Annotated in this window: 20 protein-coding genes; 10 read left to right on the top strand and 10 right to left on the bottom strand. The window is 61.2% G+C overall.

The window, feature by feature from the left end:
* Window positions 1–11: 11 nt before the first annotated feature.
* Complete coding sequence (locus tag RF819_RS21855) at window positions 12–137, bottom strand: hypothetical protein (RefSeq protein ID WP_274610615.1); 126 nt, start codon at window positions 135–137, stop codon at window positions 12–14.
* Between the two features lie 4 nt (window positions 138–141).
* Entirely contained in the window at window positions 142–1,362 is a 1,221-nt protein-coding gene (locus tag RF819_RS01600; protein ID WP_078363353.1) for an MFS transporter, read from the bottom strand.
* Between the two features lie 122 nt (window positions 1,363–1,484).
* Here RF819_RS01600 and RF819_RS01595 point away from each other — a divergent pair, with 122 nt between their 5' ends.
* The 5 genes from RF819_RS01595 to RF819_RS01570 all read left to right on the top strand — a co-directional run bounded on the left by RF819_RS01595 (window position 1,485) and on the right by RF819_RS01570 (window position 9,632).
* On the top strand, window positions 1,485–3,455 hold the full coding sequence (locus RF819_RS01595; protein ID WP_078363352.1) for a DNA topoisomerase IV subunit B: 1,971 nt from the start codon (window positions 1,485–1,487) through the stop codon (window positions 3,453–3,455).
* Window positions 3,456–3,941: 486 nt separating this feature from the next.
* The gene (gene parC / locus RF819_RS01585; protein ID WP_078363350.1) at window positions 3,942–6,335 is read left to right on the top strand and encodes a DNA topoisomerase IV subunit A; all 2,394 of its coding nucleotides are present in this window, start codon (window positions 3,942–3,944) and stop codon (window positions 6,333–6,335) included.
* 182 nt (window positions 6,336–6,517) lie between these two features.
* Complete coding sequence (locus RF819_RS01580; RefSeq protein WP_078363349.1) at window positions 6,518–7,228, top strand: alpha/beta fold hydrolase; 711 nt, start codon at window positions 6,518–6,520, stop codon at window positions 7,226–7,228.
* A 366-nt stretch (window positions 7,229–7,594) separates the two neighbouring features.
* The gene (locus RF819_RS01575; RefSeq protein WP_078363348.1) at window positions 7,595–8,647 is read left to right on the top strand and encodes an aromatic ring-hydroxylating dioxygenase subunit alpha; all 1,053 of its coding nucleotides are present in this window, start codon (window positions 7,595–7,597) and stop codon (window positions 8,645–8,647) included.
* 19 nt (window positions 8,648–8,666) lie between these two features.
* Complete coding sequence (locus RF819_RS01570) at window positions 8,667–9,632, top strand: PDR/VanB family oxidoreductase (RefSeq protein WP_078363347.1); 966 nt, start codon at window positions 8,667–8,669, stop codon at window positions 9,630–9,632.
* Between the two features lie 80 nt (window positions 9,633–9,712).
* Here the strand turns inward: RF819_RS01570 and RF819_RS01565 are convergent, their stop codons facing one another.
* The 8 genes from RF819_RS01565 to RF819_RS01530 form a co-directional block, all read right to left on the bottom strand.
* The gene (locus RF819_RS01565) at window positions 9,713–10,297 is read right to left on the bottom strand and encodes a hemerythrin domain-containing protein (protein WP_078363346.1); all 585 of its coding nucleotides are present in this window, start codon (window positions 10,295–10,297) and stop codon (window positions 9,713–9,715) included.
* A gap of 90 nt (window positions 10,298–10,387) precedes the next feature.
* The gene (locus RF819_RS01560; RefSeq protein ID WP_078363345.1) at window positions 10,388–11,113 is read right to left on the bottom strand and encodes an ABC transporter ATP-binding protein; all 726 of its coding nucleotides are present in this window, start codon (window positions 11,111–11,113) and stop codon (window positions 10,388–10,390) included.
* Window positions 11,106–11,891, bottom strand: a complete 786-nt coding sequence (locus tag RF819_RS01555; protein ID WP_078363344.1) for an ABC transporter ATP-binding protein — start codon at window positions 11,889–11,891, stop codon at window positions 11,106–11,108. Before RF819_RS01555 ends, RF819_RS01560 begins: the two co-directional genes overlap by 8 nt.
* The gene (locus RF819_RS01550; protein ID WP_078363343.1) at window positions 11,888–12,862 is read right to left on the bottom strand and encodes a branched-chain amino acid ABC transporter permease; all 975 of its coding nucleotides are present in this window, start codon (window positions 12,860–12,862) and stop codon (window positions 11,888–11,890) included. The genes RF819_RS01555 and RF819_RS01550 overlap by 4 nt, the downstream gene beginning before the upstream one ends.
* Window positions 12,863–12,864: 2 nt before the next feature.
* Window positions 12,865–13,737, bottom strand: coding sequence for a branched-chain amino acid ABC transporter permease (locus tag RF819_RS01545; RefSeq protein ID WP_078363342.1), 873 nt, complete (start codon window positions 13,735–13,737; stop codon window positions 12,865–12,867).
* 284 nt (window positions 13,738–14,021) lie between these two features.
* Entirely contained in the window at window positions 14,022–15,194 is a 1,173-nt protein-coding gene (locus RF819_RS01540; RefSeq protein WP_078363341.1) for an ABC transporter substrate-binding protein, read from the bottom strand.
* A gap of 255 nt (window positions 15,195–15,449) precedes the next feature.
* Complete coding sequence (locus RF819_RS01535) at window positions 15,450–16,229, bottom strand: GntR family transcriptional regulator (RefSeq protein ID WP_078366717.1); 780 nt, start codon at window positions 16,227–16,229, stop codon at window positions 15,450–15,452.
* A 37-nt stretch (window positions 16,230–16,266) separates the two neighbouring features.
* Window positions 16,267–17,178, bottom strand: coding sequence for a LysR substrate-binding domain-containing protein (locus tag RF819_RS01530; RefSeq protein ID WP_078363340.1), 912 nt, complete (start codon window positions 17,176–17,178; stop codon window positions 16,267–16,269).
* A 104-nt stretch (window positions 17,179–17,282) separates the two neighbouring features.
* Between RF819_RS01530 and RF819_RS01525 the strand changes: the two genes are divergently transcribed.
* The 5 genes from RF819_RS01525 to RF819_RS01505 all read left to right on the top strand — a co-directional run bounded on the left by RF819_RS01525 (window position 17,283) and on the right by RF819_RS01505 (window position 22,077).
* Window positions 17,283–17,990 (top strand): substrate-binding domain-containing protein, encoded by a 708-nt coding sequence (locus RF819_RS01525; RefSeq protein WP_242473130.1) that lies wholly within the window; start codon window positions 17,283–17,285, stop codon window positions 17,988–17,990.
* A 74-nt stretch (window positions 17,991–18,064) separates the two neighbouring features.
* Window positions 18,065–19,270: a 4-hydroxybenzoate 3-monooxygenase gene (gene pobA, locus RF819_RS01520; protein ID WP_078363339.1), complete on the top strand. Its 1,206-nt coding sequence runs from the start codon at window positions 18,065–18,067 to the stop codon at window positions 19,268–19,270.
* Window positions 19,271–19,344: 74 nt separating this feature from the next.
* A complete protein-coding gene (locus RF819_RS01515) occupies window positions 19,345–20,373 on the top strand; it encodes an amidohydrolase family protein (RefSeq protein WP_078363338.1) in 1,029 nt (342 codons plus the stop codon).
* Between the two features lie 32 nt (window positions 20,374–20,405).
* Window positions 20,406–21,089, top strand: coding sequence for a 4-carboxy-4-hydroxy-2-oxoadipate aldolase/oxaloacetate decarboxylase (gene ligK / locus RF819_RS01510; RefSeq protein WP_078363337.1), 684 nt, complete (start codon window positions 20,406–20,408; stop codon window positions 21,087–21,089).
* Window positions 21,090–21,132: 43 nt separating this feature from the next.
* Window positions 21,133–22,077 carry an NAD(P)-dependent oxidoreductase gene (locus RF819_RS01505; protein WP_078363336.1) on the top strand — a complete coding sequence of 315 codons (945 nt, stop codon included), beginning with the start codon at window positions 21,133–21,135 and terminating at the stop codon, window positions 22,075–22,077.
* Window positions 22,078–22,084: the final 7 nt, after the last annotated feature.

Below are 22,084 nucleotides of genomic sequence, written 5' to 3'. Positions count from 1 at the left end.
CACGCAGACGCTCAGAAACAGCCCCAGACCTGGTTGGCCAGCGTCAACATGAAGTCGGGCTGGCCATACATTGCAAACACCAGCGCCAGCAACCCGAGCATCAGGGCATATCCCAGGAGCTTGGCGGCGGGTTTCATGCGCTCAGGCGGCTTGTGGTGCGGGGCTGCGCACAATCGCCGTCTCCTTGACCGGCAGGTTCACGAGGGCGGCCAGCACCCCCAGTGCGATGGCGATATACCAGACGATGTCATAACTGCCGGTGCGGTCGTATAACCAGCCACCGAGCCAGACACCCAGAAACGATCCGATCTGGTGGCTGAAAAACACAAAACCACCCAGCATCGACAGATGCGCCACCCCAAAAATCTGGGCCACCGCCGCATTGGTTGGCGGCACCGTGGACAACCACAGCAGGCCCATCACCGCTGAAAAGACGTAGACGCTCAGCGGTGTCAGCGGTGCCAGCAAAAACACGCTAATCACCAGCGCACGCGCCAGGTAAATGAAGGCCAGGATGTGTTTTTTCTGCAGGCGTTGGCCCAGCACACCGGCGGCGTAGGTGCCAAACACATTGAACAGGCCGATCAGCGCCAGCGCATAACTGGCCACCTGGGGCGGCAGGCCATGGTCCTTGAGGTAGCTTGGCATGTGCACCCCGATAAACACCACCTGAAACCCGCAGACAAAATAACCAGCCATGAGCAACTGGAAGCTGCGGTAGTGCAAAGCCTCGCGCAGCGCCTGCAGGATCGACTGTTCACGGAAATGCCCAGCGCCACCCCTCACCCCAGGCTCGCGCAGGCCCCAGGCTAGCGGCAACAGCACCAGCGCGGCCAACGCCAAGGTCACCAGGGCGTTTTGCCAGCCCAGGCTGTTAATCAGGAAACCTTCGGTTGGCACCATCAGAAACTGGCCAAATGACCCGGCCGCGGCCGCAATGCCCATGGCCCAGGAGCGTTTGTCTGCAGGCACGTTGCGGCCAATCACGCCGTACACCACGGCATAGGTGGTACCAGCCTGCGCCATGCCGATCAGCACCCCGGTGGTCAGGGAAAAGACCAGCGGCGACGTGGCATAAGCCATGCCCAGCAGGCCCAATGCGTACAGGATGGCCCCCGTGACAATCACCCGAAGAGCGCCAAAGCGGTCGGCCAGCATGCCAGCAAAAATACCGGCCACCCCCCACACCAGATTTTGGATCGCCAGCGCAAATGCGAAGGTTTCACGGCTCCAGCTCTGCGCTTGTGTAATCGGCTGTAACCACAGGCCAAAACCGTGGCGGATACCCATCGAGACGGTCACGATGGCGGCACCACAGATCAGAATCTGGGTGAGGGAGAGTTTGGGCGGGTGTTCAGACATCGCTGGAATATAGCCAATCGGCATGTATTTCGCCGCTTTCGGGTCAACGGCATGGTCAGCACGGTTCAAACACCTGTTTTTGTATCCAGTGGATTATTGGTCCATGACTACAATCACGGCTTATGGCAACCAAACCCAACTCTGAATACTCTGAAGGTTCGATCCGCGTTTTGAAGGGGCTCGAGCCCGTCAAACAGCGCCCGGGCATGTACACCCGCACCGACAACCCCTTGCACATCATCCAGGAGGTGCTGGACAACGCGGCCGACGAGGCGCTGGCCGGGCATGGCAAAAAAATCAAGGTCACGGTGCACAGTGACGGCTCGGTCAGCATCGAGGACGACGGCCGCGGCATCCCGTTTGGCTTGCATCCGACCGAAAACGCGCCGGTGATTGAACTCGTGTTCACCCAGTTGCACGCTGGCGGCAAGTTCGACAAAGGCAGCGGCGGCGCCTACAGCTTCTCGGGCGGGCTACACGGCGTGGGTGTCAGCGTGACCAATGCCTTGAGCAGCCGACTGGAGGCCACCACCTACCGCGAGAGCCAGGTGGCACGGTTGGTGTTCTCGGGCGGTGATGTGGTGGAACCTTTGAGCGTGCGACCAGCTGGTGACGGCGAACGCCGCAGCGGCACCTCGGTGCGGGTCTGGCCCGATGCCAAGTATTTTGAATCGATGAGCTTGCCAATGGCGCATCTGGAACATCTGTTGCGCAGCAAGGCGGTGTTGATGCCCGGTGTCACGGTGAGCCTGACGCAAGAAAAAACCAAGGAAACCCAGACCTGGCTGTTCAAAGGCGGTCTGCGTGACTATGTGACCCAGACTCTGACGGCCGAGCCGGTGATCCCGCTGTTTGAAGGCGCCGGTTTTGCCGACGCGCAGAACGACAGTTTTGCCGACGGTGAAGGTGCGGCCTGGTGTGTGGCTTTCACCGAAGACGGCCAGCCGGTGCGTGAGAGTTATGTCAACCTGATCCCGACCACGGCCGGTGGCACCCACGAGTCCGGCCTGCGTGACGGCCTGTTCACAGCGGTCAAGAGTTTTGTCGAATTGCATTCGCTGCTGCCCAAGGGCGTCAAGCTGCTGCCCGACGACGTGTTTGCACGCGCCAGTTATGTGCTCTCGACCAAGGTGCTGGACCCGCAGTTCCAGGGCCAGATCAAGGAGCGCCTGAACTCGCGCGATGCGGTGCGGCTGGTGTCAAGTTTTGTGCGGCCAGCGCTTGAGCTTTGGCTCAACCAGAACGTGGAACACGGCAAGAAGCTGGCCGAACTGGCGATCAAGGCCGCGCAAAGCCGCCAGAAGGCCAGCCAGAAAGTCGAAAAACGCAAGGGTTCCGGCGTGGCGGTGTTGCCCGGCAAACTGACCGACTGCGAAAGCCGTGACATCCTTGAGAACGAAATGTTCCTGGTCGAAGGTGATTCGGCCGGCGGCAGCGCCAAGATGGGCCGCAACAAGGAAAGCCAGGCGGTGTTGCCGCTGCGTGGCAAGGTGCTCAACACCTGGGAGGTCGAACGTGACCGCCTGTTTGCCAACAACGAAATCCACGACATCGCGGTGGCGATTGGCGTGGACCCCCACGGCCCGGACGACTCGCCCGACCTGAGCGGCCTGCGTTACGGCAAGATTTGTATCCTGAGTGATGCGGACGTGGACGGCTCACACATCCAGGTGCTGCTGCTCACGCTGTTTTTTAAACACTTCCCTAAGCTGGTGGATGCCGGTCATATTTATGTGGCGCGCCCGCCCTTGTTCCGGGTTGATGCACCAGCGCGTGGCAAAAAACCCGCGTCCAAAGCCTATGCGCTGGACGACGGTGAGTTGACGGTGATCCTGGACAAGTTGCGCAAGGAAGGTGTGCGTGAAGGCGCCTGGACCATCAGCCGCTTCAAAGGCCTGGGCGAGATGAATGCCGAACAGTTGTGGGACACCACGCTCAACCCCGACACCCGTCGCCTGCTGCAGGTGGGGCTGGGCGGTTTAGACACCACACAGACCGCCGAGCTGATGACCAAACTCATGGGCAAAGGTGAAGCCGGTGCCCGGCGCGACCTGATGGAGTTGCACGGTGATTCGGTGGACCTGGATATTTAGTCATTTTTTGATAGCTATTTGCGCTTTATATATAAGGGCTGTAGGCCAATTTCGTATAAATTCATTGGCACCTGTGATACGCGCTGCGCGTTGGCCGCTTGGGGCGGTCTCCTCATACTGGGGTACCAGAAATCGTCAACCGCCCCAAACGGCCACCACGCGGACCTTTCGATAACGGAGATTGAGATTTGAAGACCGATGCCTTACAACTTTCAAGCCAATGACGGTGTTAGCGGTATCCCGGCTTTCACACCACCAGTGCCAGCGAAGTGGGGGCATTGGGCGGCTGACGATTTCTGGTACTCCAGTATGAGGAAGTCGCCCAATGCCTCCGCTACGCGGATACAAGACACAAACGTGGAAGACCAACAGCCGCTTCTGAAAATCAGCAGCCAGAGCTATGAAAGCGCGAAATAACATACAGCCAGCCCTTATAAATAAAGGGCTAGAAGCTACAACAGTCAGAGCAGATCACAAGAGTTTCCCATGACCGACATCCTTCAGATCAACCCACCGCAGCCGATCCAGCCCGAGCCGGACGACACCCCCAGCCTGGCCAGTTATGCCCAGCGCGCTTACCTGGAGTACGCGCTCAGTGTGGTGAAGGGCCGTGCCTTGCCCGATGTGTGTGATGGCCAAAAGCCGGTGCAGCGTCGCATCTTGTACGCGATGTCGCGCATGGGACTGGGTTTTGGCGGCGCCAATGGCAACACCGGCGCCAAGCCGGTCAAGTGTGCGCGTGTGGTCGGTGATGTGCTGGGCCGTTACCACCCGCACGGCGACAGTGCGGCCTATGACGCACTGGTGCGTATGGCGCAAGACTTTTCACAGCGTTACCCGCTGATCGACGGCCAGGGCAACTTTGGCTCCAGAGACGGCGACGGCGCTGCCGCCATGCGGTACACCGAAGCGCGCCTGGCCAAAATCACCAGCCTGCTGCTCGACGAAATCGACGAAGGCACGGTCGACTTCACACCCAATTACGACGGTTCCACCGAAGAGCCACGCCAGCTACCCGCACGCCTGCCGTTTGCACTGCTCAATGGCGCCAGCGGTATTGCGGTCGGCCTGGCCACCGAAATCCCGAGCCACAACTTAGGTGAAGTGGCGCAGGCCTGTGTGGCGCTGGTCAAGACCCCCGAGCTGACTGACGACGAGTTGTTCACCCTGCTGCCCGGCCCGGATTACCCCGGTGGAGGCCAGATCATCAGTAGCGCCGGTGAAATTGCCGAGGCCTACCGCACCGGTCGCGGTTCGCTCAAATGCCGCGCACGCTGGAAGATCGAGGACCTGGCGCGGGGGCAGTGGCAACTGGTGGTGACCGAGTTGCCGCCCGGTGTCAGCACCCAGCGTGTGTTGGAAGAGATTGAGGACCTGAGCAACCCCAAGGTCAAGGCTGGCAAAAAAGCGCTCACGCTGGAGCAAAACCAGCTCAAGGCCACGCTGCTCTCGGTGCTCGACGGTGTGCGCGACGAGTCCAGCAAAGACGCCGCCGTGCGCCTGGTATGTGAACCCAAAACCAGCCGCATCGGTCAGCAAGAGTTGATCAACACCTTGCTGGCGCACACCAGCCTGGAGACCACCAGCCCGATCAACTTGACCATGATTGGTCTGGATGGCCGACCCACACAGAAGTCGCTGCGCCAGATGTTCACCGAGTGGATCGCGTTCCGCCAGACCACCATTGAGCGGCGTTCACAACACCGCTTGAACAAGGTGCTGGAGCGCATCCACATCCTGGAGGGCAGGGCGCTGGTGCTGCTCAACATCGACGAGGTGATTGCGATCATCCGTCAGAGTGACGAGCCGAAAGCCGCGCTGATCGAGCGCTTCCGACTGTCCTCCGCCCAAGCCGAAGACATCTTGGAGATCCGCTTGCGCCAATTGGCCCGGCTGGAAGCGATCAAGATCGAGCAGGAATTGGCAGGTCTGCGCGGTGAGCAGCAAAAGCTTGAAGAGTTGCTGGGCAGCCCGACCGTGTTGCGCCGTCTGATGGTCAAGGAAATCGAGGCAGATGCCAAAACCTTTGCCGACCCGCGCCGCACCCTGATCCAGGCCGAGAAAAAAGTCGTGCTCGAAGTCAAGGTGGTGGATGAGCCGGTGACGGTGGTGGTCAGCCAAAAAGGTTGGGTGCGTGCGCAAAAAGGCTGGGCCAAGGAACGTACCGCTGGCGCGGCAACGGCCGGTGCCGCGCAGCCGGAATACACCTTCAAGGCCGGTGACGCCTTGTACGGCACCTTTGAATGCCGCACGGTGGACACCTTGCTGGCCTTTGGCAGCAATGGCCGCGTGTATTCGGTGCCGGTGTCGCTGCTGCCGGGTGGTCGGGGTGACGGCCAGCCAATCACCAGCCTGATTGAACTGGAGGCGGGCACCCAGCTGCTGTATTACTTTGCCGGGCCGATGGGTGCCACGCTGCTGCTCTCCAGTTCTGCAGCGTATGGGTTCCTGGCCTCGGTGGAGAACATGGTCAGCAAGTTCAAGGCGGGCAAGGCCTTTGTCACGGTCAACGATGGAGAGGTGCTGTGCGCGCCTTCGGTGGTGGCCTGTGAGGCGGGTTCAGCGCCGTGGCCAGCGGCCACCCATGTGGCCTGCGCCTCGGTGGGCGGGCGGATTCTGACTTTTGAGATCAGCGAACTCAAAACCTTGGCCAACGGTGGACGCGGCCTGATGTTGATCGACCTGGAAGACAAGGACACGCTGGCTGGTGCCTGTGCCTACAACCGCAGTGTGCGCATCGACGGCATCGGTCGCGGTGGCAAGGTGCGTGATGAAACCCTGGAAATCCGCAGCCTCAACAATGCCCGGGCCGCTCGGGCGCGCAAGGGCAAGCTGGCGGACCTGGGCTTCAAACCGGCGTCGGTGACACGGGTCGAGTGATCTGACAGCCAGTTGTCATACCAGGCTGCGATGATCTGAGGTGCAAGCGCCGGGATGTCGGTCAGACCACACTGTGCACCAGATCCGACCTGATTCGGGACGGGATATTGGCAAGCTTATTGCAGTGTCCTGGTGCTTGTGCCTGCTGTGTTGGCCCCTGCGATTGACTGGAGTGACCTGAGATGAAACCCGTTTTGATCCTGTGCCCTGGGCTGATGTGTGATGACGCCGTCTGGGCGCCACAACTGCCCGCCTTGTCGGCCACCCATGACTGCATCGTGATGGACTACGGCCTGCGCAACACCTTGGCCGACATGGCCCGCCAGGTGCTTGAGACCGCACCCCCCGGGGTGTTTGCGCTGGCTGGCCATTCGATGGGCGGGCGCGTGGCGCTGGAGGTGCTGCGCCTGGCGCCGCAGCGTGTGTCACATCTGGCCTTGCTCGATACCGGCACCCACCCTCTGGCCGAGGGGGAGCCCGGTATCAAGGAAAAAGCTGGCCGACTGGCCCTGGTGGCACTGGCCAAAGAGCAGGGCATGCGGGTCATGGGGCGCCAATGGTTACCCAACATGGTGCACCCGGACGTGCACGGCACGCCGCTGTTTGAGTCGATTCTGGACATGTTGGAGCGCAGCAACCCGGAGCGTTTTGCCGCACAGATCCACGCGCTGCTGGCCCGCCCGGATGCCGCCGTGGTGTTACCCACCATCAGCGGCCCAACCCTGGTGCTGACTGGTGAACAAGACCTGTGGAGCCCGCCAGACCAACACGCCAGCATCGCCCGCGCCATCCGCGGCGCTGAGCTGGCGCTGGTAAACCACAGCGGCCATATGAGCACGGTGGAACAACCCGAGGCCGTCACGGCGGCGATGGTGCGCTGGTTACAGCGGTAAATTGCTTCAATAATAAGAGCTACTTGCCCTTGTTGAATAAGGGCTAGAGGCCAATTTTCCTTAAAACCCCTGGCCAGACTGGTATAACACCCATGTGTGATCGTTGGCCCAGCAACACGCCTCAAAACATCTTGCTGAGCGTGCCGTTGACCCGGGGCGCGCACATCCCACACGGCGGTTTTTTGTCGACCGGTGTCAGGCTGATGAGGGGCAGATTCAACATCCTGTTATATCTACTATTGGATACATAAACCTAGGATTTACCCTTTAACAAGGGTAAATAGGCTTGTTTTAGTGGGTTCTTGTATACAGAATTGGCGCGTCAATCTGTTTAGCACCCCACTTGTCAACCCTGAAGAGGTCACTATGTTTTTGAAAAATACCTGGTATGTTGCTGCCACCCCCAACGAGATCGACGACAAACCCTTGGGCCGCACCATCTGCGGCGAAGCCATCGCCTTCTACCGTGGCGAGGCCAACAAGGTGGCCGCGGTGGAAGACTTCTGCCCCCACAGGGGGGCGCCGCTGTCGCTCGGTTATGTGTCTGAGGGCAAATTGGTCTGTGGTTACCACGGCCTGGAAATGGGCTGTCAGGGCAAAACCATTGCCATGCCGGGCCAGCGTGTGCGCGGTTTTCCGGCGATCAAAAGTTACCCGGTGGTGGAGCGTTACGGCTTCATCTGGGTCTGGCCGGGTGACCCGGCGCAAGCTGATGAGGCCAAGATCCCGCACATGGACTGGTATGACAACCCCGAGTGGGCCTACGGCGGTGGTCTCTACCACATCGCCTGCGACTACCGCCTGATGATCGACAACCTGATGGACCTGACGCACGAGACCTATGTGCACGCCACCAGCATCGGCCAGAAAGAAATCGATGAAACCCCCTGTAAAACCACCACCGAGGGCGACATGGTGGTCACCAGCCGTTTCATGAGCGGCATCCAGCCGCCGCCGTTCTGGAAAATGGGGCTGCGCGCCAACAACCTGGCCGACGATGTGCCGGTGGACCGTTGGCAGATTTGCCGCTTCACCCCGCCGAGCCATGTGATGATTGAAGTGGGTGTGGCGCACCAGGGCCATGGTGGTTACGACGCGCCCAACGACAAAAAGGCCTACAGCGTGGTGGTGGACTTCATCACGCCCGAGACCGAGACCTCGATCCATTATTTCTGGGGCATGGCGCGCAAGTTCAAACCCGAAGACCGGGCGCTCACCGCCACCATCCGCGACGGCCAAGGCAAAATTTTTGCCGAAGACCTGGAGATGCTGGAGCGCCAGCAAAAGAACCTGCTGGCGCACCCTGAGCGCGCCCTGTTGATGCTCAACATCGACGCCGGTGGTGTGCAGTCGCGCCGTGTGCTGGACCGCTTGATCGCCCAGGAAGCCGCACAGCCCTCGTCGGTGTTGGCTGCTTGACTATTTTTCTCATAGCAACATGACAAGTTCGACACTTTCTGTGCAGGTGGCACGCAAATGGACCGAGGCGCAGGACATCTGTGCGCTGGAGTTGCACGCCTTGCCGGGGCAGAGCCTGCCCGCGTTTTCGGCCGGCGCCCACATCGATGTGCATTTGCCCGGCGGCTTGACCCGCTCGTATTCGTTGTGCAACGACCCGCAGGAGCAGCATCGTTATGTGATTGGTGTGCTGCGCGACCCGGCATCACGCGGTGGCTCGGTGGCCGTGCACAACCTGGTGAACGCTGGGCAAACCTTGCAGATCAGTCCACCCAAAAACCACTTTGCCTTGCAGCACGATGCCCAACGCCATCTGCTGCTGGCCGGTGGCATTGGCATCACGCCCATTCTGTGCATGGCTGAGCAACTGGCCAAAAGCGGGGCTGACTTTGAGCTGCATTACTGCAGCCGTTCACGGGAACGTACCGCCTTTGTCCAGCACATCGCAGCGTCGGCCTTTGCCCAGCGTGTCCAGTTCCATTTTGACGACGCCGTACCCGCACAGCAGCTGGACCTGACGGTGCTGCTGTCAGCCCCCACACCGGGCTTGCACCTGTATGTTTGTGGCCCCAAAGGCTTCATGGACGCGGTGCTGGGCAAGGCCCGCGCCAACGGCTGGCCCGAGGCACAGCTGCACTACGAGTTTTTTGCCGCCGAGGTGCAACACAGCTTGGATGAGGCCAGCTTTGAAGTGCAACTGGCCAGCAGCGGCAAAGTGATCCCCGTGGCAGGTGGTCAGACGGTGCTGCAGGCCTTATCTGCTGCGGGGGTGGAGATCGAGTTTGCCTGCGAGCAGGGCGTCTGCGGCACCTGCCTGACCCGGGTTTTGCAGGGTGTGCCCGAGCACAAAGACAACTACCTGACCCCCGAAGAACAGGCCGCCAACGACCAGTTTTTGCCCTGCTGCTCCCGCGCCAAGACGGCGCGGCTGGTGCTGGATCTGTGAGCCGCGCTGTCTGCTGCGTTAGTTATAGCGCCCTGGCCAGATAAAAAAAGGACCAGGGCGCGATTCTTTCAAAATTACGCTTAAGCCTCACCCAAGCCAATCGGCGCGGGTGCCTGGGTCACGATCTGGGTGAACAGGCGGTCGTAGATGGGGTCGCGTGGGTACTTGCCGGTGAGGGGGTCGCAGTTGGTCTCAAAAGCGGCATCAATCACAGACCAGTCCTCGGCACTGAGCACCCGCAGGGCCGCAGGCAGCACCACGGTTTCTTCCAGGCGCATGTGGGTCATGTAAAAACTCAGGTAACGCCGGGCGGCGTTCTCAAACACGGCGCGGCGGGTCTCACCCAGCAGCTCCCAGGCCAGCAGTTGGTGTTGTAACTCACGCACCGCGACTTCGCCATGGGCGTGGTCCTGGCCCAGCTGCTCGATCGCCTCGCGCGTTTCGGGCGCCAGCCGGGCCACCGGCGGGAACAGCAGCTCGGTCTCTTTGGGGTGGTGGCGTTGTTCGGGAAACTCGTCGATGTAGAACAACATCGCACGCATCACCTCAAAAAAAGTTTGTGGGTTGGCACCGGGGCCACGGTCGAGCATCATGCCGATGGAGCGCAGCATCGAGGCCAGGGCGGTGTGTTCGTCGTGGATGATTTGAATGCTGGAGTGGATCAACTGGATTCCCCTTGGGTTTGAGTATCAAAACAGGCTGTAGCCCTTATTTTGAAAGGGCTTGTAGCTCTACAAATCAGAGTGAGCAAGGTGTCAACGCGCCACCCCCAGCAACTTGTCGAGCAGCGCGGGCTGCTCCTGCAGGCTGCGTGCGCTGCCCGCATACACCACGGTGCCATGGTCCAGCACCGCGGCGGTGTCCGAGATCGCCAGGATCGCCTGCGGGTGTTGTTCCACGATGATGGCTGAGAGGCCTTCCTCGCGGGTGATGCGCCGGATGGCCCGCAGCAGCTCTTGCACAATGATCGGCGCCAGGCCTTCACAGGGTTCGTCCAGCAGCAGCAGCGTGGGGTTGAGCACCAGCGCACGGCCCAGGGCCAGCATCTGTTGTTCACCGCCCGAGAGTTGGGTGCCCAGGTTGCTTTTGCGCTCGGCCAGCCGGGGAAACAACTCATAGACCCGTGCCGGTGTCCAGGGGCTCGACGCCCGGCCAGCACGCGCCGGGCGGGCCACAGCGGTGAGGTTTTCATGCACCGTGAGCGACTTGAAGATGTTGCGCTCTTGGGGCACCCAGCCAATACCCGCCGCCGCCCGTTCGTGGGACGGTAGCTTGTGCAGCACTTGGCCGCCCAGCAGGATGCTGCCCGCGTGTTGCTGGGTGGCGCCAGCCAGGGTGTTGATCAAGGTGGTTTTGCCGGTGCCGTTGCGCCCGAGCAGGGCCAGCGTCTGACCGGGGTCGATCGAGAGTGACACCTCGTGCAACACCACGGCTTCGCCATAACCAGCGCTCAAGCCTTGCACATTTAACAGTTCAGCCATGGGTTGCGGCTCCCAGCGTGTCATTGAGTTCGTCACCGTGGCCCAGGTACACCGCTTTGACCTGCGGGTCATTGGCGATGGTGTCGGGGTCACCTTCGGTGAGCACGGTGCCGTTGACCAGCACCGTCATGCGTTTGGCAAAGCTGAACACCAGGTCCATGTCGTGTTCGATCAGCAGCACCGACACATCGGTGGGCAGGGCGGCCACGGTTTGCAGCAGCTCCTCACGCTCACCGGCGGGCACACCGGCCACCGGTTCGTCGAGCAGCAGCACTCGTGGCTTGCAGGCCAGGGCAATCGCAATCTCCAGCAGGCGGCGTTTGCCGTAGGCCAGCACCTTTGTCTGCTGATCCATCACGGAGGTCAGGTGAAACTGCTCCAACAGTTGCTCGCAGCGCTCGGTCACACCTTTTTTGGCGCCCAACGCTTGCCACCACTTGTTGCCCAGGCCCTGGTGTTGCGACACCGTCATGGCCAGGGTTTCGAGTGGGGTGAGTGAGTCAAACAACTGGTTGATCTGAAAGGTACGCACCATGCCACGGCGCACCCGCTGGTAGGGTGCCAGCTGGGTGATGTCTTGCCCCTCCAGCGTGATGCTGCCCGAGGTGGGTTGCAGCACACCGGTCAGCAGGTTGATCAGCGTGGTTTTGCCCGCGCCATTGGGGCCGATCAGCGCGTGGCGTGCACCCTGTTTTAAATCAAGGGTGACATGGTTGGTGGCGGTGATGCCGCCAAACTTCATCACCAGGTCTTTGGCAGAAAGAACCGTCGTGCTCATGATTGGCTCCCGCTGTGGCCGGGTTTGAACCAGCGCCAGGGACGTATCAACCGGTCTCGCCCGACCAACACCAGCACCACCAGGAACAGGCCGATCCAGAAGGTCCAATACTGCGGCGTGATGCTGGATAAAGCGTCCTGCATCAGCTTGAACACAATCGCACCGGTGATGCCGCCATACAGCCAGCCGACACCGCCGACCACCAGGATCAGCATCACATCGGCCGAGCGGTGAAACTCGAACAAGTCGAGCGAGGCAAAGCCAGTGGTCTGCGCCATCAAGGCACCGGCGGTGCCTGCCACCGCAGCAGCCACGGTGTAGATCAAAGCCAAACGGCTGTTCACCGGGATGCCAATCGCCATGGTACGTAAGCGGTTGTCACGAATCGCTTTTAAGGTGGCGCCAAACGGCGAGTTGACCAGACGGCGGGCCAGCGCAAACACCAGCAGCAAGACGGTCAGGGAGTACCAGGCCGAGGTGCGGCCATACAGGTCAAACTCAAACTGCCCCAGCAGTGGTCCCATGACCACACCCTGCAGGCCATCGGCACCGCCGGTCAACCAGTCGAGTTTGTTGGCTAGCTCCATCAGGATCAGGCCAACCCCCATGGTCACCATCAGGCGGGTCAGGTCGGTGCCACGCAAGATGGTGGCGCTGCACAGGGCGCCGAGCAGGGTGGCGGTCAAGATACCAAAAGCCAGGCCCAGCAACGGGTCGGGCATCACCAGTTTGGCAAACAGCGCGGCCGAATACGCGCCCATGCCAAAAAAAGCGGCATGGCCGAGCGAGACGATGCCGGTAAAGCCCAATATCAGGTCCAGCGACAAGGCAAACAGCGCCACGATGGCAATCTCGTTGATGATCAGCGCGTGGCTGCCCAGTAGCAGGGGTGAAGCCAGGGCAAGGAGCCACAGCGGGATTTCCCAGAGCTTCCAGCGGCCTTGGTTTTGCAATAGTTTCTGTGTGCCCATGGTCACTTGCCTCCTTTGCGCACAAACAGGCCTTGCGGGCGCCAGATCAGAATCAGAATCATCAGGCTGTACACAATGAAGCCACCCAGTTTGGGGATGTAGTACTTTCCCGCCACATCTGCAATGCCCAGCAGCAGCGCGGCCAGCAGCGGCCCGGTAATGCTGGAGGTGCCACCCACCGCCACCACAATCAAGAAGTAGGTCATGTACTTCAGGGCAAAGGTAGGCTCCAAGCCCAGCACCTCGGCCCCCAAAGCGCCACCCAGCCCGGCCAGGCCCGAGCCCACGGCAAAGGTGCCCAGAAAAATCATGTTCACATTGATGCCCATGCCCGCCGCCACCCGCTGGTCGTCCACCGAGGCGCGTAACTGGCTGCCAAAACGGGTTTTCGTCAGCACATACTGCAGCCCCACGGTGAGTGCGGCGCAGACCACAATGATGAACACCCGGTAATGCCCCATGCCCAGCATCAACGCACCTTCGCCAATTTCGGTGCGGCCCTTGAGCCATTCGGGCAACTGGACGATCTGCTGGCTCGACCCAATGAAGTAGTCGGCACAAGCCACCGCCATGAAGGTCAGGCCGATTGAAAACAGTACCTGGTCCAGGTGCGGCTTGTGGTACAGCGGGCGGTACAAGGTGCGCTCCAGCACCCCGCCCAACAAGGCTGAGCCGATGAAGGCCAGCGGCAGGCACAGCAAAAAGGGCACGCCCATTTTTTGCATCAGCAACACGGTGATGTAGCCGCCGACCATGGCAAACGCGCCGTGGGCCAGGTTGATGAAATTCATCAAGCCCATGGTCACGGCCAGGCCGACCGACAGGATGAACAGCAGCATGCCGTAGGCAATGCCGTCGAAGAGGATGGTTAGCATGAGAAGTGGGTGTTCATCAGGGTAAGGAACAAACAGGAAAAATCAGGGATGTTTTCGGTCACTGGTTGCAACAACGTCTCGATGGGGTAGGGCCATGGTTAGTGGCACTGCTTGGGCGTGGCGACTGGGCCATGCGCATGCGGTTTCGGGGTGACATCACGCGAGAACCGGTGGCGCAGTCCGAAGCATTGCCTCCACGCCTTTCACCCCGAAGCCCGGTCACATGGCCCAATCACCCCACCCAAGGGAGGACTCGTGGTAAAACTGATCAGGCGTTCTGTCGCTTATTTCGCCTTGCCCGGGTCTTTCACGTCCTTGATCACGTCAAACTCGATGTTGTAGAGCTGACCGTCTTTTTTCTCGACCTTGCGCAGGTAGATGTTTTGCACCACATCACGTGTCTGGGCGTCAATGAACATCGGGCCGCGTGGGCTCTCGAAAATCTGGCCCTTCATCGCCGCCAGCAGGCCGTCACCACCACCTTGGCCCTTGGACGTTTTGAGCGCTTCGTAAATCACCCGCATACCGTCATAACCACCCACGGCCATGAAGTTGGGGCGCAGGCCGGGGTTGGCTTTTTTGAACGCATCCACAAACTTTTGGTTCAGCGGCGAAGGATGGGCGGCCGAGTAATGGTGGGAGGTGACCACACCCAGCGCGCCATCACCCATGTCGTTGAGCTGGTCGTCGTCGGTGAGGTCGCCGGTGCCTATCAGCTTGATGCCGGCCTTGTCCATGCCGCGTTCCAGAAACTGCTTCATCACCGCTGCGCCAGCGCCCGAGGGCACAAACACAAACAAGGCATCAGGCTTCAGATCGCGGACTTTTTGCAGGAACGGGGCAAAGTCGGGGCCACGCAGCGGCACCCGCAAAGACTCGGGGACCTGGCCGCCGTTGAAGATAAAGCGTTCCTTGAAGTACTTTTCAGCGTCGATGCCCGGGCCGTAGTCGCTGACCAGGGTCACCACCTTCTTGATGCCGTTTTTGGGGGCCCAGTCACCCAACGCGACCGAGGCCTGTGGCAGGGTGAAGCTGGTGCGCACCACATAGGGCGAGGCTTCGGTGATGCTGGAGGTGGCGGCGGCCATCACCACCAGCGGTGTTTTGGATTGGGTGGCCAGCGGTGCGGTGGCCAGGGCCGAGGGGGTGATGCCAAACCCCGCCAGCACATTGACCTTGTTGTTGACGATCAACTCCTGCGCCAAGCGTTTGGTGACATCGGGCACGCTGGTGTCGTCCTTGACGATCAGCTCCACCTTTTTGCCCGCCACGGTGTCGCCGTTTTGCGCCATATAGAGCTTGGCCGCGGCCTCGATCTGGCGGCCGGTGCTCGCTTGCTGGCCTGTCATCGGCAGGATCAGCCCGATCTTGAAGGTGTTGCTCTGTGCTATGGCATTGGTAGCTGCCAAGCCACAAATGGCAAGGGCTGTGGCGTGAAGGAACAATCTCTTGTGCATGGTTTGTCTCCAATATGTGGTGTGGATCTGCTTTTCTTTGCAGTGACTGTGCCGTGAAACACCACCACATGCAATAGCGATTCCTGACTCTTTGTTATAACGCTTTGCAATAACCCAGCCACCACCAGAAGCCGCCGCCGGGTCAGCGCGACAAAGTGTAGGGGGCATCGATAGGAGGAGGTTTGTGCCCCCGGATTGACCCGCAAATGGGGGCCAAGGTGTTGGCCCGATACCCGCCGCCAGGCGGGCGTGTGCTCAGCTGCGCTGTTGGATCAGCTGCACACCGGGCACGGGGTGCTTGGCCTGGTTCAGGATGGCATCGCGCAGGTTGCGCTGGGCAATACGCGAGTGTTCCCGCATCAGGGACTCGGCGCGGCTGCCCTCGCGCAGCTCAATCGCATCGAGCACCTGCCAGTGCTGGTCTTGCGCCACGACGAGCCGGTCGCGCGCCTTGGGGGAGTGGGCCTGCGCGACAACAAAACCCGACGGCGATGCAAAGGGCAGGCCGTAGACCCGCTCCAGCTCCTTGCTCATCAGGCTGCTGCCCGCCATCTCGCTGAGCAGCGCATGAAAACGTGCGTTCAAATCCACATAACGCGAGAACGCGGCAGCGTCCAGCGCGGCTTGGTCCAGCAAAGCGTCGATGGCTTGCAGGCAAACGCGTGCTTCAGCCAGCAGCTTGGGTGGGGCGCCGCGTTCGGCACACAGGCGGGCGCACAGCCCTTCGAGCGTGCCACGCAACTCAATCGCCTCGGACACATCCCGCTCCGAGAAGGTCTTGACCGCATAACCCCCGTTGGGCAGGGCATCCAGCAGGCCTTCCTGCTCCAGGCGCAGCAGCGCGGCGCGGATCGGGGTGCGTGAAAAGCCCAGCTTCTCGACCACAGCCAGTTCGGCGATGCGGCTGCCGCCCGGCCATTCACCGTCCAGGATCATGGCGCGCATACGCAGCAGGGCCTGCACCTGTACCGGGGTGGTGGTGGCAGCAGGCTGGGTGGGTGCTGTGCCGTCCGGGTTGTCAGGGTTGCTGTTCATGGGGTCGGAAGGGTTCATGGCGGGCGCTGTGCTGAGTTCAGGCGGCGGTGACCACACGCGCCAGGGTGTCGCGGATCAGGTTCAGCGTGGTTTGCTGGGTCAGGGTGGTGGGGCGCAAGGAACTGGTGGCCGCCGAGATGCGGGTGCGCAGCGCCGGCGCATGGATGCCCCGCACGGTGAAGGCCGAGGGCCGCACCGAGTTGGCCACCGCATTGCGCGACAACACCGCACTGCCAATGCCGTCTTCCACCAGATCCAGGATCGCGGGCACCCCGTCCACCTCGAGCGCAATACGTGGGCGACAACCCAGGTTGACCAGTTCCGACTCCACCTGGCTGCGGATGGCGTTGGGGCGGCTCGGGATGATCAGTGGCAAGTCGGCCAGCTCGCGCAGCGCAATCGGGCCAGGCGGTGGGTCTTCGGCCAGGCCTTTGGGGCGCGCCTGTACTAGGCACAACTCTTCTTCCTGCAGCGGCAAGACCTCGATCTCGCTGCCGGGCTGGACGTTGTACAAGACCGCAATGTCGAGCCGGCCATTGATCAGCGACTCCTGCAAAGCCACCGACAGGCCTTCACTGATCGAGATCGTTGCGTCGGGCAGGGCCTCGCGAAAAGCGGTGATCAGAGGCACCGTCAACACCCGCGCCAAGCTGGTGGCCAGCCCCACCGCCACGCGCCCGGCCAGCGAGCCGCGCACCCGGCCGAGTTCTTCCTTGGCGCGTGACACCTGGTGCAGGATGCCGCGGCTGTGCGCCAGCAGCAGTTTGCCCGCCTCGGTGGGCAGGGCGCCGCGGCCATTACGGATCAGCAGGTTCTGGTGCAGCTCCACTTCCAGCAGCCGCACCTGGCGGCTCAGGGCGGGTTGCGCCACATCCAGCGCGATGGCGGCGCGGGTGAAACTGCCCATCTCGGCCACCCGCACAAAGTACTCCAATTGTTTCAGGTCCATGGCGTTGATTGGGAATAACTAAACAGACATTATGCCAATCTGAAATAACTGCTAGTGTGGACTTGCGCTTTGCATGACCTGTGCCAGCCCACAGAATCTCGGCCATGCAAGTCACCCACACCTCTTCTGCACCACTCACCGGCATCTCGTCGATGGCCACGCGCCAGTTGCTGGTCGAACTTACCCAGGCCTATGCCCAGCGCAGTGGTCAGGTGGTTCAGATTGAATCGGTCGGCGGGGTGGACGCCGCCAAGCGGGTGCAGGCCGGTGAGGTGTTTGACCTGGTGGTGCTGGCCTCGGACGCGATGGCCAAGCTGATTGCTGCCGGGTATGTGTCGGCCGTGAGTTTGACCCCGTTGGTGCACTCTGGTGTGGCGGTTGCCGTGCCCGTGGGCAGCGCGAGCCTGGACATCAGCAGCGAAGAGGCCGTGCGCGAGGCGGTGCTGGCCGCACCGACGCTGGCCTATTCCACCGGCCCCAGCGGCGTGGCGTTGGCCCAACTGTTTGAACACTGGGGCATCACCGAACACATCAAACACCGCCTGGTTACCGCACCACCCGGCGTGCCGGTGGGCAGTCTGGTGGCCAAAGGTGAGGTGGCGCTGGGCTTCCAGCAACTCAGCGAACTGATCCATGTGCCGGGCATCATGGTGCTTGGCCCCTTGCCCGCCGCGATCCAGATCACCACCACCTTTTCTGCCGCGATGACCAGCGTCTGCACACGGCCGACTGAGGTGCAAGCCTTGTTGAGTTTCATGGCTTCCAGCGAGGTGGCTGTACTCAAACAAAGACAGGGGATGACGCCTGCCTGACATGTATTTGATAGCTGCTTGCGCTGATGAAACAAGGGCCAGAGGCCTAAAACACGGATAAGAGGAGTACACACATGAGTTTGTCCATTCGCACCCAGGTCGCCATCATTGGCGCCGGGCCTTCGGGTCTGCTGCTGGGCCAGTTGTTGCACAAGGCCGGTATTGACGCGGTGATTGTGGAGCGCGTCTCGGGCGACTATGTGTTGGGCCGTATCCGCGCCGGTGTGCTGGAGCAGGTCGCCGTGGACCTGCTCGATGAAGCCGGTGTGGGCACACGCATGCACCACGAAGGTCTGGTGCATGGCGGGTTCGATTTGCTCTACGCCGGGCAACGCCACCGCATCAACATGAACGCCCTGACCGGCGGCAAAAACGTGGTGGTTTATGGCCAGACCGAAGTCACCCATGATTTGATGGACGCCCGCACCGCTGCGGGCTTGCCCACCTATTACGAAGCGTCTGAGGTGCAGGTCCATGACTTTGATTCCACCCACCCGCGTGTGACCTTCACCCACCAGGGCCAGGCCATTGAGCTGGCCTGTGATTTCATCGCAGGTTGTGACGGCTTTCACGGCGTTTGCCGTGCCAGCGTGCCGCGTCAGTCGATCCAGGAGTTTGAGAAGGTCTACCCCTTTGGTTGGCTCGGCCTGTTGTCCGACACACCGCCAGTGCATGACGAGCTGATCTACGTGAACAGCCCTCGCGGCTTTGCGCTGTGTTCGCAACGCAGCAAAACCCGCAGCCGTTATTACCTGCAGGTGCCGCTGACCGACCGCATCCAGGACTGGACCGACGATGCTTTCTGGCAAGAGCTGCGCCTGCGGCTCGATGACGATGCCCGCGCCCATTTGGTCACCGGGCCGTCGATTGAGAAAAGCATTGCCCCGCTGCGCAGTTTTGTGACTGAACCGATGCGTTTTGGCCGCCTGTTCCTGGCCGGTGACGCGGCCCACATCGTGCCACCCACCGGCGCCAAGGGCCTGAACCTGGCCGCCACCGATGTGAAGTACCTGTGCAACGCGCTGGTCGACTTTTACCAAAACCACAGCGAGCAGGGCATCAACACCTATTCCGAGCGCTGCCTGCGCCGCATCTGGAAGGCCGAGCGGTTTTCGTGGTGGTTCACCTCACTCATGCACCGTTTTCCGGACGACGGCCCGATCACCGCCAAGTTTCAGGAGGCCGAGTTGGACTACCTGGTCCACTCGGAGGCCGGGTCGCGGGTGATGGCTGAGAACTACGTTGGCCTGCCGCTGGATTTTGCCGAGCCATCTCGCTGAGTTACACAAATTTGATAGCTGTCTGCCCTTATAAATAGAGGGCTAGAGGCCAAAAAACATAAGAGGAGAGATACATGATCATCGACTGCCACGGCCACTACACCACGGCCCCCAAAGCGCTGGAAACCTGGCGCAACCAGCAAATTGCCGGTATCAAAGACCCGTCTGTGATGCCCAAAGTGTCTGACCTCAAAATCAGCGACGACGAGTTGCGCGAGTCCATTGAGAGCAACCAGCTGCGCCTGATGAAAGAGCGCGGCTCAGACCTGACCCTGTTCAGCCCACGCGCCAGTTTCATGGCGCACCACATTGGCGACTTGGCCGTCTCCAGCACCTGGGCAGCGATTTGCAACGAGCTGTGTTACCGCGTCAGCCAACTGTTTCCCGAGCACTTTGTGCCGGTGGCGATGCTGCCGCAAAGCCCTGGCGTCGACCCCGCCACCTGCATTCCCGAGCTGGAAAAGTGTGTCAAGGAGTACGGCGCGGTGGGCATCAACCTGAATCCCGATCCATCCGGCGGCCACTGGACCTCACCGCCCTTGAGCGACAAACACTGGTACCCGATCTACGAGAAGATGGTCGAGTACGACCTGCCCGCCATGATCCACGTGAGCACCAGTTGCAACGCGTGCTTCCACACCACCGGCGCGCATTACCTGAATGCAGACACCACCGCCTTCATGCAGTGCCTGACCAGCGATTTGTTCAAGGAATTCCCGACGCTCAAGTTCCTGATTCCGCACGGCGGCGGCGCGGTGCCTTACCACTGGGGCCGTTTCCGTGGCCTGGCGCAGGAGCTCAAAAAACCGCTGCTGCAAGACCATTTGCTCAACAACATCTTCTTTGACACCTGCGTTTACCACCAGCCCGGTATTGACTTGCTCAACACCGTGATCCCGGTCAAAAACGTGTTGTTTGCCAGCGAAATGATTGGCGCGGTGCGTGGCATCGACCCCGAAACCGGCCACTACTACGACGACACCAAACGTTACATCGAGGCGTCAAAAATTTTGAGTGACGCAGACCGTCAGCAGATTTATGAAGGCAACGCCCGGCGTGTGTTCCCACGGCTGGATGCGATGCTCAAAGCCAAAAACCAATAACCAATAACCCGTACCCCCTGCGGAGCAAGACCATGAACAACCTCGGCATCGTTAAACGCAACATCTCCCGCGCCGACAAAGCGGCAGTTGACAAACTCTCGCGCTTTGGCGTGGCCACCATCCACGAAGCCATGGGCCGCGTCGGCCTCATGAAACCCTATCTGCGCCCGATCTACAACGAGGCCAAGATTTGCGGCACGGCGGTGACCGTGCTGCTGCAACCCGGCGACAACTGGATGATGCATGTGGCTGCCGAGCAGTTGCAGCCTGGTGACGTGGTGGTGGCCGCCTGCACCACCGACAACTTTGATGGCTTTTTTGGTGACCTGCTGGCCACCTCGTTCAAAGCGCGTGGCGCTGTCGGCCTGGTCATTGACGGTGGTGTGCGCGACGTGAAAGACCTCACCGAGATGGGGTTCCCGGTGTTCTCCAAAGTCATCCACGCCAAAGGCACGATCAAGGCCACACTCGGCTCCGTCAACATCCCCGTGGTCTGCGCCGGTGCCCAGGTGGAGCCGGGTGACGTGGTGGTGGCCGACATCGACGGTGTGGTGGTGGTGCCCGCTGCCATCGCCCAAAAAGTGGCCGATGCGGCCGAGGCACGCGAGGCCAACGAAGGCGCCAAACGCGCCATCTTTGCCAGCGGTGTGCTCGGGCTGGACTATTACAAGATGCGCGAAGGCCTGGAAAAGGCCGGCCTGCGCTACATAGACTGAAGCACAAATCCCTTATTTCATAAGGGCTGGAGGCCAAAAAAACATGAAAGCGGCAACACACTGGACCATCGGTCTGATCGGCTACGGAGAGGTTGGCCGTATTCTGGCCGAAGACCTGCGCGCGCAGGGTCTGGCCGTCTGCGCTTATGACATCAAGCTCAACAAAGCCGACAGCGCGATGGACCTCTCCATTCACGCGACCGAGTTGGGTGTGGCTTTGCTGGGTGACCACGCGGAAGTGGCCAAAAACAGCGATCTGGTGATCAGCGCGGTGACCGCCAGCCAGACCGTGCTGGTGGCGCAGGCGGTGGCCCCGGGCATGGTGCCGGGTGCGTATTTTCTGGACTTCAACTCAGCTTCACCCGGTGCCAAACAACAAGCCGCGAACCTGATTGATGCAGCAGGCGGCAAGTATGTCGAAGGCGCGGTGATGACCAGTGTGCCGCCGCACCGCATCAAGGTGCCGCTGTTGCTGGGTGGCTCTTTTGCGGCGGAACTCGCACCGCACCTCAGCACGCTGGGCTTCTCGCCCAAGGTGGCCAGCGACAAACTGGGTGTGGCCAGCGCCACCAAGATGTGTCGCAGCGTGATGATCAAGGGCCTGGAGGCGATGGTGATCGAGAGTTTCACCACCGCCCGTTTCTATGGTGTGGAAGACGCGGTGGTGGCCAGCCTCTACGAGACCTTCCCCGGCATCGACTGGGAAAAACAGGCAGCCTACTTCTTCCAGCGGGTCATCGAACACGGCCGTCGCCGCAGCGAAGAAGTGCGCGAAGTCGCCGAGACCGTGTGTGACGCCGGCCTGGCCCCATGGAGCACCAGCGGCACCGCCGAACGCCAGGCCTGGGTCGCCGACCTGGCTGATGCGGGCCTGTTTGGTGAGCGTGGCACGCCTGAATTTGCCCGCAGCGCCAACTGGCGGGTCGAGGCGGACCGGATGCTGGCCCATGTCCAGAGCAAGGATGAAACCCGTGAACCCAAACACTGAGCCCCCC

This window comes from Rhodoferax fermentans (assembly GCF_002017865.1).
Lineage (GTDB): Bacteria > Pseudomonadota > Gammaproteobacteria > Burkholderiales > Burkholderiaceae_C > Rhodoferax > Rhodoferax fermentans.
The sequence above is the reverse complement of the archived record's forward strand: the minus strand, read 5'-3'. Positions and strand labels throughout refer to the sequence as shown.